Raw genomic sequence first — 12,332 nt, forward strand, 5'->3', positions numbered from 1 at the left:
GCTCTAAATGTCGGAGCGCTCGAGCACCAGCGACCTGCTTTCGCTTACCACTGAAATCGTGGCTGCGCACGTCGCCAATAACAGCGTGGCGGTCAGTGACCTCCCCCATCTGATTCAGGAGGTCTATCGGACCTTGTCGTCCGTTGGCAATGTGCCGGTCGCCCCCGAGCGCCCGCAGCCCGCCATCGCGGTGAAGAAGTCGGTGACCCCCGATTACATCATCTGCCTTGAAGACGGCAAGAAGCTGAAGATGCTGAAGCGTCACCTCAAGACCGCCTACAATATGAGCCCGGAAGAGTACCGCGACCGCTGGGGTCTGCCGGCCGATTATCCCATGGTGGCCCCCAACTACGCGCAGCATCGCTCGACCCTGGCCAAGAAGATCGGTCTGGGCACCAAGCCGCGCAAGCGCAAGCGGACCGTCTGAGTGTATTTAATGCTCGGGTCGGCGTCTTGCGGGGCCTTCGGGTCGCGTGACTCCGCCGACCCGGAAATCCCGTTCTCTCCTCGTCCGCTGATGGATTGACCATGGTTTCCCGCATCGAGCAGCGTTGCATCGACAAGGGTATGAAGATGACGGACCAGCGCCGGGTGATCGCCCGCGTGCTGTCGGAATCGGTCGACCATCCCGATGTGGAAGAGGTCTATCGTCGCGCCGCCGCCATCGATCCCCATATCAGCATCGCCACCGTCTATCGCACCGTTCGCCTGTTCGAAGAGGCCAACATCCTGGAGCGTCACGACTTCGGCGACGGCCGCGCCCGCTACGAGGAAGCGGCGGGGGATCATCACGACCATTTGATCGACATGCATTCCGGCAAGGTCATCGAGTTCAGCAGCACCGAGATCGAAGCCTTGCAGCGTGAAATTGCTCGGCGCTATGGCTTCCGGCTGGTGGGACATCGGCTTGAACTGTATGGAGTCCCGTTGACTTCCGGTGATAAACCGGAAGACAAATAGGCTTGGCGGCCCGCCTGACGGGCTGGTGTTACGGAACCAAGGGAACCATGCAACCCGCTCCCCTGACCGGCGAGGGTTCGGACGGCCTGGAAGTCAGGCTGGCGGAGTCCGCCCAAGAAGTCGCGGCAGCCCAGGCGCTGCGCTATCGGGTATTCTATGACGAAATGGGGGCCAAGCCGTGCGAGGCCATGCGGGCGCGGACCTCCGATTTCGATGAATTCGACGAAATCAGCGACCATCTGCTGGTGATCGACCGCGCCAAGGGCAAGGGTGCCGCCGGGGTTGTCGGCACCTATCGCCTGATCCGCCGTTCGGTGGGGGAAGCCTTCGGGCGGTTCTATACGGCTGGCGAATACGACATTTCCAATATTCTCGCCAATGGCGGCAATTTCATGGAACTGGGTCGGTCCTGCGTCGATGCCGATCACCGCACCGGCGCCACCATGAAGAAGCTGTGGGACGGTATCGCCGTCTATGTCTTCGATCACGGCATCGAACTGATGTTCGGCTGCGCCAGCCTGCCGGGAATCGATCCGGCACAACTTTCGCCCCATCTCAGCTATCTTCACCACAATCATTTGGCGCCAATGGAATTGCGGCCCCGGGCCTTGCCCGAGCTTTATGTCACCATGGACCGGGCGCCCAAGGACAGCCAGAACCCCAGACGGGCCTTGGCGGAATTGCCGCCGCTGATCAAGGGTTATCTCCGCCTCGGCGGTTTCGTCGGCGACGGCGCGGTCATCGACCACCAGTTCAATACCACCGATATCTGCGTCATGGTCAAGACCGACCTGATCACCGCCAAGTATCGCGCCCATTACGACCGCGCGGCGCGCGACCCTTCCGCCGAGGACCAGTCCGCCTGATGATCATGATTTCCCCCGCTCTCGGCATGGCGCGTTTTGCCGGATTCGTTGTCTGGACCTTGCTGGCGCTGCTGCCATTCTTGGCGCTGCGGGTGATCCGCGACGATCTGTCCTCGGCCTATACCCGAGGATACTGGGCGGTGGTGATGCGCCTCATCGGCTATTCGGTGCGGGTGCGTGGCGTCCCCCTGGAAGGCCAGGGACCGGTGTTGTTCCTGCCCAATCACGCCAGTTATCTGGATATCATCGTGCTGGGAAGCCTGCTGCGGGCCTTTTTCGTGGCCAAGGGCGAGGTGGCTGGCTGGCCGGGTTTCGGATTTCTGGCGCGCATCTCGCGGACGGTGTTCATCGACCGCCGTCCCGGCGCCTCGGCGCGCGAGCGCAATCATGTGCGCGAGCGGCTCGATGCCGGGGATTCGCTGGTGCTGTTCGCCGAGGGCACCAGCAACGACGGCAATCGCGTCCTGCCGTTCAAGAGCGCCTTGCTGGCGGTGGCCGAAGGCGAGGTTGGCGGTCGGCCGCTGCCGGTGCAGCCGGTCACCATCGCCTATAGCAAGCTGGACGGCTTTCCCATGGGCCGGGCGCTCAGGCCGTTCTTCGCGTGGTATGGCGACATGACCCTGGCCGGGCATCTGATCGCCGCCCTGGGGATCGGACGCGTCACCGTCGAGGTGGAATTCCATCCGCCGGTGACCCTGGCCGAATGCGGCTCGCGCAAGGAGCTGGCCATTCACTGCAACCGCGCGTCGGCCAACGGCCTGACCCGCATTCTGGCGGGGCGGTAGAATCTTTCATGTCCCTCAGGCGCCGGGCGCCGCCTCCAGCGGCTTGGCTTTCGCGCCACGAGGCGCGCCGGCCGTCGGCCGCCACTCCTCGCTTCGCTCGTCGGCTTCGTCGCTCGGGTTCTATTCCGCCGCCTTGACCGCCGCCGCGACCGGCGGCTCCAGCGCCTTCAGCAAGATGGCGCGAATCTGTTCCAGCTTGCGGTCATGCTCGACCTTATGGCCGAACACATCCTTCACATAGAACACGTCGACCACCCGCTCGCCATAGGTGGAGATATGGGCCGAGGAGATCTGTAGGCCCAGATTGGTCATGGCGTTGGTCAGATCATAGAGCAGGCCGGGGCGGTCGCGGCCATTGACCTCGATGACGGTGTGCGAGCGCGACGGCGTGTTGTCCACCAGGGCGCGCGGCGGCACCTTGAACACATGGGCGCGACTGGGCAGCTTGCCCTTGCGGGCCGCCAGTTCACGGTCGAGGCGCATGCGGCCCGACAACACCTGCTCGATGCAGGCCGACAGCTTGGCCAGCTTGGCCGGGCTGTCGAAGGCGCCGCCTTCGGAATCCTGGATGCAGAAGGTGTCCAGCGCCATGCCGTTGGCCAGGGTGATGATCTTGGCATCGACGATATTGGCCCCCGAAACGGCCATGGCCCCGGCGATCTGCGAGAACAACCCCGGATGGTCGCCGGTATAGACGGTGATCTCGGTGACGGCGCGGTGGGTATCGACCCTGGGTTCCACCGTCAGGGGGGCGCGCACCGCCTCGGCCTCGCGCACCAGGCGGGCATGGCGCATCTGGATGGCGGTATCGTAGGTGGTCCAATAGCTGGGATAGCCGCGGGCCAGATGGGCCTCGATCTCCTCGGCGGGCCAGCCGTGCTTGGCCAGTTCGGCGCGCAGCTTGGCCTGGGACGCCTTGACGCGGGTGGAATGGGCCACGCTGGACAGGCCGCCGGTCATGACGTCGAGCGCCCGCTGGTACAATTCGCGCAGCAATCCCGCCTTCCAGGCGTTCCACACCGTCGGCCCCACCGCCCGGATATCGGCCACCGTCAGGCACAGCATCAGCTTGAGGCGTTCCGGCGATTGGACCAGGGCGACGAAGTCCTGGATGGTCTTGGGATCGTCGATATCGCGCTTGAAGGCGATGCGGCTCATGGACAAATGCTCGCGCACCAGCCAGGCGCTGGACTCGGTTTCCTCGTCGGTCAGGCCCAGGCGGGGGCCCAGCTTCATGGCCACGTCGGCGCCCAGGGTGGAATGGTCGCCGCCGCGTCCCTTGGCGATGTCGTGCAGGAAGGTGGCGACGTAAAGCGCCCGGCGCGAGGCGACCTGATGGATGATATCGCTGGAGGTGGGGGCCTCCTCGGTCAGCTTGCCCGCTTCCAGCGAATGCAGCACGCCCAGGGCCTGGACGGTGTGCTCGTCCACGGTGAAGACGTGATACATGTCGTACTGCATCTGCGCCACCACCCGCCCGAAATCGGGAATGAAGCGGCCCAGCACGCCCGCCTCGTTCATGTGGCGCAGCGCCACTTCCGGGTTCTTGCGCGACGTCAGCATCTCCATGAACAGGCGGTTGGCCTCGGGATTGTTGCGCAGGCCCGCGTCGATGCGCTTCAGCGAGCGATGCACCCGGTCCAGCGCCTTGGGGTGGATGTCCACCTCGTGGTGCAGCGCCGTGTGGAACAGCCGGATCATGGCGACCGGATCGGTCTCGAACTGGTCCTCGGTGGTGACGTCCAGACGGCCGCCGTCCAGGATGAAGCCCGCCACCGAGGTGGGGCGCGAGAACAGTCGGCTCAGATTCAGTCGGCGCGGCTTGCGCTTGTGCTGTTCCTCGGCCAGGGCACAGAACAGGCGGGTCAGATCGCCCACATCCTTGGCGATCAGGAAGTAATGCTTCATGAAGCGCTCGACGCCGCGCGCGCAGGGACGGTCGGCATAGCGCATGCGCACCGCCATCTCGGGCTGCACGTCGAAGGTCAGGCGGTCCTCGGGCCGGTCGGTCAGGTAGTGGAGGTGACAGCGAACCGTCCACAGGAAGTTCTGCGCCTTGACGAAGCGCCGCGCCGCCTGGCGCGAGATGATCCCGGCAGCGGCCAATTCGCCGATATCGGTAATGCGATACATATACTTGGCGATCCAGTACAGGGTGTGCAGATCGCGCAATCCACCCTTGCCTTCCTTGACATTGGGCTCCAGCACATAGCGGGAATCACCCATCTGGGAATGGCGCGAATCGCGCTCGGCCAGCTTGGATTCGACGAATTCCACCGCCGTGGTCGCCATGATCTCGTTGCGGTAGCGGTTGCGCAGATCGGCGAACAGCCCCTGATCGCCCCACAGCCAGCGCGCCTCCAACAAGGCGGTGCGGATGGTCAGATCGCCCTTGGCGTTGCGGATGCACTCCTCGGCCGAGCGAGTGGAATGCCCGACCTTGAGCCCCATATCCCACAGCATGTAGAGGATGTATTCCACCACCTGTTCGTGATACGGCACCCGCTTGTAGGGCAGCAGGAACAACAGGTCGATGTCGGAATGGGGTGACAACTCGCCGCGGCCATAGCCGCCCACCGCCACCAGACTCAAGGCCTCGCCCGAGGTACGCACACCTTGCTGGAACTCGTGATCGGCGGCGAAATCGTGGACGAGGCGCACCAACTGGTCGATCAGGAAACAATTTTCCCGCACCGCCTGGGCGCCATCGCCCTTTTCCTCGAAGCGGCGGCGGACCTCGGCGCGGCCCAGGGTCAGCAATTGCTTGAACAATTCCAGCACTTTGGACCGGCGCTTGTTCTTGGGCAGATCCTCCGCCGCCAGCTCGGCCAGCCGCGCGATGACCGCCCGGCGGTCGATGATGGCGCGTTGATTGGTGATTTTTGTCATGGCGGCGGGCACGCGATCAAAAGCGACGGGAGAAGGAGAGTATGGCGGCGGCGGCGGCGCATCGCCAGACCAATTCGATAAAGCTTTGGGCAGATCGGCGAGTTGCCCGATCCTTGCGCATTCAGAACTCCACCCCCTTCTGGGCCTTGATGCCGTCGCGGAAGGGGTGTTTCAGCATGGTCATCTCGGTGACCAGATCGGCGGCCTCCACGATGGCGGGCAGGGCGTTGCGGCCGGTCAGCACCACATGCTGGCCCTCGGGGCGGGCGCGGACGGCGGCCAGGACGGTCTCCACCGGCAGGTAGTCGTAGCGCAGCGCCACGTTGATCTCGTCCAGGATCACCATGGCATAGGCGGGATCGGCCAGCAGGGACGAGGCTAGCTCCCAGGCCTTGGCGGCGGCCTCCATGTCGCGGGCGCGGTCCTGGGTCTCCCAGGTGAAGCCCTCGCCCATGGCGCGAAAGGTGACCAGATCGCCGAAGCCTTCCATGACCCGCCGTTCGGCGGTATCCCAGGCGCCCTTGATGAACTGGATGATTCCCACCTTCATGCCGTGGCCGACGCAGCGAATGGCCATGCCGAAGGCGGCGGTGGACTTTCCCTTGCCGGCGCCGGTATGGACCAGCATCAGCCCCTTGGCTCCGGTTTTCCTGGCCATCAGCTTATCGCGCGACGCCTTTTTCTTGGCCATTTTCTCCCGGTGGCGCAGGTCGGTCTCTTCGGTCATGCTGTCTCTCTTCGCGGGCTTAGGGTGCTTGAGGGTAATATGGGAGGTGGCGAGGGAATTCGCCACGACACAAAAGCTTCATCCTTTTTAAATTGCGTATGCCCCGAGCCCGGATATAACCGGGCTCGGACTCCCAGGGAATTCATCATGCCAGACGCCAAGATGACCGCTCGTAGCCTCAGTGTCCGTTACGGCGACAAAGTGGGCTTGAACGAGGTCGACCTCGACCTGCTGGCGGGGCAGGTAACCGCCTTGATCGGGCCATCCGGCTGCGGCAAGTCCACTTTCCTGCGCTGCCTTAACCGCATGAACGACACCATCGATGGCGCCAAGGTCAGTGGTCAGGTGGCCCTGGATGGTCAGGAGATCTATGGGGCGAGCGGCATCGATCCGGTCTTGCTGCGGGCCCGGGTCGGCATGGTGTTTCAGCGGCCCAATCCCTTCCCCAAATCCATTTACGACAATATCGCCTTCGGGCCGCGCCTGCATGGGCTGGTGGCCGAGGGCGCGGCCATGGACGAGGTTGTCACCAAGAGCCTGGAACGCGCGGGCTTATGGAAAGAGGTCAAGGATCGCCTGGGCGAGCGCGGCACCGGCCTGTCGGGCGGCCAGCAGCAGCGCCTGTGCATCGCCAGGGCCATCGCGGTCGAGCCGGAAGTGATCTTGATGGACGAGCCGTGTTCGGCGCTGGACCCCATCGCCACCGCCCGGATCGAGGAACTGATCGACGAGCTGAGTCACAGCTTCACCATCGTCATCGTCACCCACTCCATGCAGCAGGCGGCGCGGGTCTCCAACTTCACCGCCTTCTTTCATCTTGGCCGCGTGGTCGAGGTGGGCGCCACCGAGCAGATCTTCACCGCGCCCAGTCATGAACTGACCCAGGGCTACATCACCGGCCGATTCGGCTAAAGAGCGAGGAGCTGCCGTCATGCCGCATATCGTCAAGTCATTCGACGTCGAACTGGGAAAGCTGGAAGAGGGTCTGGCCCGCATGGGCGGCATGGCCGAGTCCCAATTGACCGGGGCCATCCAGGCCCTGGAGGGCCGCGACAGCGAACTGGCCGGTCGGATCATGGCCGATGACGACAAGGTGGACGGTTACGAAACCTTCATCAACGAGCAGGCCATCAAGCTGCTGGCGCTCCGGGCGCCGGTGGCCGATGATCTCCGCATGGTGCTGGCGGCGCTGAAGGTGGCGGGCGAGATCGAACGCATCGCCGATCTGGCCGCCAATGCCGCCAAGCGCTCCCTGGTCCTCAATCAGTTGCCATTGGTGGCGCCCATGCGCTCGCTGATCCGTCTGGGGCGGCTGGCGCAGATCATGGTCAAGGATGTGCTCGACGCCCATCTCGGGCACGATGCCGAACGCGCCTTGGCGCTGCGTGACCGCGATCAGGAATTGGACGACGTCTATTCCGCCCTGTTCCGCGAGATTCTCACCTATATGATGGAGGATCCGCGCACCATCACGTCGTGCACCCATCTGATGTTCATCGCCAAGAATCTTGAGCGCATCGGCGACCACGCCACCAATATCGCCGAGCTGACCCATTACCGGGTGACCGGAAAGACCGTGCTGGAAGCGCGCACCAAGCGGGATGTGTCATCCTTCATCGGTGTCGGGGGCGATTTACCAGATCCAGGTTGAGATGCCGTAGAACAGCGCCCCGATGGAGCCTGCCGCCGGGATGGTGATGACCCAGGCGATGACGATGTTGGCGGCGATATGCCAACGCACTCCGGACACCTTGCGCACCATCCCGACGCCGATGATGGAGCCGGTGATGGTATGGGTGGTCGAGACCGGTATGCCGAGATAAGTGGCGCCGAACAGGGTGACGGCGCCCGAGGCATTGGCGCAGAATCCGTGGATCTGCTTCATATCGGTGATCTTCGAGCCCATGGTCTTGACGATGCGCCAGCCGCCGAACAGGGTGCCCAGGCCCATGGCAAGCTGGCACAGCACCGCCACCCACAAGGGCACGTGAAAGTCGCCTTCCATCAGTCCCTGGCTGTAAAGCAGGGCGACGATGATGCCCATGGTCTTCTGGGCGTCATTGCCGCCATGGCCCAGGGAATAGGCGGCGGCGGAGAAGATCTGCAGGAAGCGGAAGCGGCGATCGACGGCGAAGGGCGAGGTGCGCCGACACATCCAGGTGACCACGAAGATCAGAATCACGGCCAGCACAAGGCCGATCAAGGGCGACAGCACGATGGCCGAGCCGGTCTTGATGAAGCCGACGGGAACCAGCGCGGAAAAGCCCGCCTTGGCGATGCCGGCGCCCGCGATGCCGCCGATCAGCGCATGCGAGCTGGACGACGGAATCCCCAAGGCCCAGGTGATGACGTTCCAGGCGATGGCGCCCATCAGGGCGCCGAAGATCACATGGGTATCCACCAGACCGGGCTCGACGATGCCGGTGCCGATGGTCTTGGCGACGCCGGTGGTGAAGAACACCAGGGCGATAGTGTTGAAGAACGCCGCCCAGGCCACCGCGTATTTGGGTGACAGCACACGGGTGGACACCACCGTGGCGATGGAATTGGCGGCATCGTGCAGGCCGTTCATGAAATCGAACACCAGCGCGACGACCACCAGGAAGATGATGATCGGCAGGGCGACGGAACCGTCCATGGCCAGTGCCCCTAGACCTGTTCGATGACGATGGTCTCGATGACGTTGGCCACGTCGTCGAAGCGGTCCGAGACCTTCTCCAGCCGCTGATAGATCTCCTTGCGGGTGATCAGGGTGACGGGGTCTTTTTCACTGGCGAACAAGGTGCGCAGGCCTTCGTGCTGGCGCTTGTCGGCGGCGCTCTCCTGGCGGCCGATGGCGTCGCACAGCTCGTTGATGGCACCGGCATTGCGGCTGACTTCGCGCAGCAGCGGAATGGATTTGGTCAGCAGATGGGCGCATTCAACGATGCCGGTGGCCAGCGCCCGCATGTCGGGGGTGAAGGTCCGCACTCCGTACAGGTCGATGCGCTGGGCCGCTTCCTCGATGCTGTCCACCGTGTCGTCCATGGTGGTGATCAGGCGATGGATCTGGTCGCGATCGAATGGGGTGATGAAGCTGCGGTGCAGGGCTTGCAGGGTCTGGCGGGTGATCATGTCGGCCTCGCCCTCGAAGGCGCAGATGGCCTTGAAGTGCCGATCCATATCGGCGCCGTCGGCCATCAACAGCTCCAGTTCCTTGGCCGCCGCGTGAATCTTCACCGAGTGCTCGATGAAAAGTTCGACGAATTTCTCTTCCTTGGGCATCAAGGAACGGAAAAGGCGGAAAAACATGAAGATGGCCCCCGGCAGTTTCGCTGCTGCCGTCCTGATACCATGGATGACAGTTTTGTTACATGGGGAGTTTTATTGGGGGGGAGTTTTATTGGGGTGAGTTTTAGCGCGGCCGCCTGCGGAACAGGAAAAAGGTAGGGTGCTTGCTGGCGAGGCATTTCTGCTCGTAACGGGTGGCGGGCCAATCGGCTGGCAACAGCGAGCGGTCGGTGGTGGCCAGTACCCTTTCGAAGGCGGGATGGGCGTGCAGGTGGCGTCCGGCCCAGTCCACATAGACGGGATCGTCGCTGGCGACCCGCAATTGGCCGCCGTCGGACAGCAGCCGGGCCAGTTGGTCAAGGATGTCGGGGCCGATGAAGCGCCGCTCGGCATGCTTGGTCTTGGGCCAGGGATCGGGAAACAGCACGAAGACGCGGCCCAGCGACGCCTCGTCCAGGACAGGCAGCAGCAGGCGGATGTCTTCGGGGAAGATGCGGATATTGTCCAGGCCGCGGCCCTGGATGTGGGCCAAAAGGCTGGCGACGCCGTTGCGGAACACCTCGGCGCCGATCAGGCCGTGATGGGGATGGCTTTCGGCCAGTTCGGCCAGATGCTCGCCGCCGCCAAAGCCCACTTCCAGCCAGACCTCGCCGACGGGTCCGGAAAACATCAGCCGGGGGTCGACATGGTCGTTGGGTTCGGGAATGGCGATGGCGAGGCGGGGCAGCAGCCCGTCGATCAGGCCGAGCGCGTTGCGGCGCAGGGTCTTTCCCCGCCGTCGACCGAAAAAGCGCGGCCGCAATGCGGCCGCGCTCTCCGTATGGTCGTTCTTGCTCATGATGACCCTAGAAAGCCTTCTTGAGGCTTTCCACCAGATCGGTCTTCTCCCACGAGAAGCCGCCGTCCGCGTCGGGGCTGCGGCCGAAATGGCCGTAGGCGGCGGTGCGGGCGTAGATGGGCTTGTTGAGACCCAGATGGGTGCGGATTCCGCGGGGCGTCAGGTCCACCAGCTTTTGCAGCGCCAGCGACAGCTGATCCTCGTCCACCTTGCAGGTGCCCGAGGTATCCACATAGACCGACAGCGGCTTGGAGACGCCGATGGCATAGGCCAGCTGGATCACGCATTTGTCGGCCAGACCGGCGGCGACCACGTTCTTGGCCAGATAGCGGGCGGCATAGGCGGCCGAGCGATCCACCTTGGTGGGATCCTTGCCGGAGAAGGCGCCGCCGCCATGGGGCGCCGCGCCACCATAGGTGTCGACGATGATCTTGCGCCCGGTGAGGCCGGTGTCGCCGTCGGGGCCGCCGATGACGAAGCGGCCGGTGGGATTGACGTAGAACTGCTCTTCCGGCGGGAACCAGCCTTCGGGCAGCACGTTCTTCACATGCGGGCGGACGATTTCCTTGATCTCGGCCTGGGACAGGCCGTCCACATGCTGGTGCGAGACCACCACCGAGGTGGCGCGAACCGGCTTGCCGTCGCGGTATTCCAGGGTGACCTGGCTCTTGGAATCGGGCAGCAGCTGCGGGGCGGCGCCGGAATGGCGGGCCTCGGCCAGGCTTTTCAGGATCTCGTGCGAATAGTAGATGGGGGCAGGCATCAGGGTCGGGGTCTCATTGACGGCATAGCCGAACATGATGCCCTGGTCGCCCGCGCCTTCGTCCTTCTCGGCCCCGGCGTCAACGCCCTGGGCGATGTCGGCGGACTGGGAATGAACATGGTTCAGCACGGTGGCGTTCTTCCAGTGGAAGCCGTCCTGCTCGTAGCCGATATCCTTGACGGCGTGGCGGGCGAGCTCTTCCATCAGCTCCTTGGTGACCGAAGCGGGGCCGCGCACTTCGCCGGCCATCACGATCAGATTGGTGGTGACCAAGGTCTCGACGGCAACACGCGCATAGGGGTCCGCGCCAAGGAAGGCATCGACGACGGCATCGGAAATCCGATCCGCGACCTTGTCGGGATGGCCTTCGGAAACCGATTCACTGGTGAACAGAAAATTCTTCTTGGACACGGGCAAGCCCTCCTAGATCCAATCAAAGTGGGACCTGGGGCATCAGAAGCTCGAGAACGCCATCGTGATGCACCCACTTAGCCGGTTTTACGTGGCGGCAAGCGGTCAAAATCTCCACGGGAACCTGACTTCAGGCTCCGGGTCGTTCTTCTGACAGGGGGCGGGCGGACTCGTCAAGACTTATCGGGTGAATCCGGCAAAACACTTGATCTGTAGGGTTATTTCTTGGTTTCGCTGGTGGCCGCCAGGGCCTTGGCCAACTCGTAAACCCGCTTGCGGATTTGCGGGTCGGAGATGCTGTAATAGGCGCGAACCAGTTCCAGCGTCTCGCGCCGCGTCAGCGGGTCGACCTCGTATCCGGCGGGCTCCTCCGCCAGGCCGACCGAGCCATGGGCGATGGCCAGCGGGCTCATGCCCTTCACGTCCTCGGACATGTCGTCGTAGAAGAACGACACCGGCACGTCGAGCACCCGAGACAGATCGAACAGGCGCGAGGCGCCGACCCGGTTGGCGCCGCGCTCGTATTTCTGCACCTGTTGGAAGGTCAGGCCGATGGCCTCGCCCAGCTTTTCCTGGCTAAGCCCCATCAAGGTTCGCCGCAGCCGCACCCGTGCGCCCACATGGATATCCACCGGATTGGGTTGTCCCGACGGCAAACGGCCGCGACGTGACGAGCCGGAGGGCCTGTTTGGCTTAACGCGAGTTGGTTGCTTCGCCATGGGCATATCCTAAAGGTGAGCCTTCATCGGCGAGCAATAACCGATGATTGAACCGCACCATAGCGCCAACTTTGTATACAAGTCAACACGTGATAAGGGTGTCG

13 protein-coding genes are annotated in these 12,332 nt (G+C 63.7%); 6 read left to right on the forward strand and 7 right to left on the reverse strand.

Annotated features, from left to right (window positions below):
- Positions 1 to 7: 7 nt before the first annotated feature.
- The 4 genes from CU669_RS01715 (at position 8) to CU669_RS01730 (ending at position 2,611) form a co-directional block, all read left to right on the forward strand.
- Positions 8 to 427, forward strand: coding sequence for a MucR family transcriptional regulator (locus CU669_RS01715; protein ID WP_112142061.1), 420 nt, complete (start codon positions 8 to 10; stop codon positions 425 to 427).
- A 101-nt stretch (positions 428 to 528) separates the two neighbouring features.
- Entirely contained in the window at positions 529 to 960 is a 432-nt protein-coding gene (locus CU669_RS01720; protein WP_112142249.1) for a Fur family transcriptional regulator, read from the forward strand.
- A 47-nt stretch (positions 961 to 1,007) separates the two neighbouring features.
- On the forward strand, positions 1,008 to 1,826 hold the full coding sequence (locus CU669_RS01725; RefSeq protein WP_112142250.1) for a GNAT family N-acetyltransferase: 819 nt from the start codon (positions 1,008 to 1,010) through the stop codon (positions 1,824 to 1,826).
- On the forward strand, positions 1,826 to 2,611 hold the full coding sequence (locus CU669_RS01730) for a lysophospholipid acyltransferase family protein (protein WP_239988473.1): 786 nt from the start codon (positions 1,826 to 1,828) through the stop codon (positions 2,609 to 2,611). Before CU669_RS01725 ends, CU669_RS01730 begins: the two co-directional genes overlap by 1 nt.
- Before the next feature lie 120 nt (positions 2,612 to 2,731).
- Here CU669_RS01730 and CU669_RS01735 read toward each other — a convergent pair whose 3' ends face one another.
- Both CU669_RS01735 and cobO read right to left on the reverse strand, forming a co-directional pair.
- Positions 2,732 to 5,500 carry a [protein-PII] uridylyltransferase gene (locus CU669_RS01735; protein ID WP_112142062.1) on the reverse strand — a complete coding sequence of 923 codons (2,769 nt, stop codon included), beginning with the start codon at positions 5,498 to 5,500 and terminating at the stop codon, positions 2,732 to 2,734.
- A gap of 121 nt (positions 5,501 to 5,621) precedes the next feature.
- Positions 5,622 to 6,227 (reverse strand): cob(I)yrinic acid a,c-diamide adenosyltransferase, encoded by a 606-nt coding sequence (cobO, locus tag CU669_RS01740; protein ID WP_112142063.1) that lies wholly within the window; start codon positions 6,225 to 6,227, stop codon positions 5,622 to 5,624.
- A 147-nt stretch (positions 6,228 to 6,374) separates the two neighbouring features.
- Between cobO and pstB the strand changes: the two genes are divergently transcribed.
- Positions 6,375 to 7,139: a phosphate ABC transporter ATP-binding protein PstB gene (gene pstB, locus CU669_RS01745; protein ID WP_112142064.1), complete on the forward strand. Its 765-nt coding sequence runs from the start codon at positions 6,375 to 6,377 to the stop codon at positions 7,137 to 7,139.
- 19 nt (positions 7,140 to 7,158) lie between these two features.
- Positions 7,159 to 7,878 (forward strand): phosphate signaling complex protein PhoU, encoded by a 720-nt coding sequence (phoU, locus tag CU669_RS01750; RefSeq protein WP_112142065.1) that lies wholly within the window; start codon positions 7,159 to 7,161, stop codon positions 7,876 to 7,878.
- Here the strand turns inward: phoU and CU669_RS01755 are convergent.
- From CU669_RS01755 to CU669_RS01775, 5 genes are all read right to left on the reverse strand, one after another.
- On the reverse strand, positions 7,861 to 8,865 hold the full coding sequence (locus CU669_RS01755; protein ID WP_112142066.1) for an inorganic phosphate transporter: 1,005 nt from the start codon (positions 8,863 to 8,865) through the stop codon (positions 7,861 to 7,863). The two genes, phoU and CU669_RS01755, sit on opposite strands and share 18 nt — an antisense overlap.
- A gap of 11 nt (positions 8,866 to 8,876) precedes the next feature.
- On the reverse strand, positions 8,877 to 9,518 hold the full coding sequence (locus CU669_RS01760; RefSeq protein ID WP_112142067.1) for a DUF47 domain-containing protein: 642 nt from the start codon (positions 9,516 to 9,518) through the stop codon (positions 8,877 to 8,879).
- A 103-nt stretch (positions 9,519 to 9,621) separates the two neighbouring features.
- Positions 9,622 to 10,335, reverse strand: coding sequence for a tRNA (guanosine(46)-N7)-methyltransferase TrmB (trmB, locus tag CU669_RS01765; RefSeq protein WP_112142068.1), 714 nt, complete (start codon positions 10,333 to 10,335; stop codon positions 9,622 to 9,624).
- Positions 10,336 to 10,342: 7 nt separating this feature from the next.
- Positions 10,343 to 11,509, reverse strand: coding sequence for a methionine adenosyltransferase (gene metK / locus CU669_RS01770; RefSeq protein ID WP_112142252.1), 1,167 nt, complete (start codon positions 11,507 to 11,509; stop codon positions 10,343 to 10,345).
- Positions 11,510 to 11,727: 218 nt separating this feature from the next.
- Complete coding sequence (locus CU669_RS01775; RefSeq protein WP_112142253.1) at positions 11,728 to 12,228, reverse strand: helix-turn-helix domain-containing protein; 501 nt, start codon at positions 12,226 to 12,228, stop codon at positions 11,728 to 11,730.
- Between the last annotated feature and the right edge of the window lie 104 nt (positions 12,229 to 12,332).

This window comes from Paramagnetospirillum kuznetsovii, assembly GCF_003284725.1.
GTDB lineage: Bacteria > Pseudomonadota > Alphaproteobacteria > Rhodospirillales > Magnetospirillaceae > Phaeospirillum > Phaeospirillum kuznetsovii.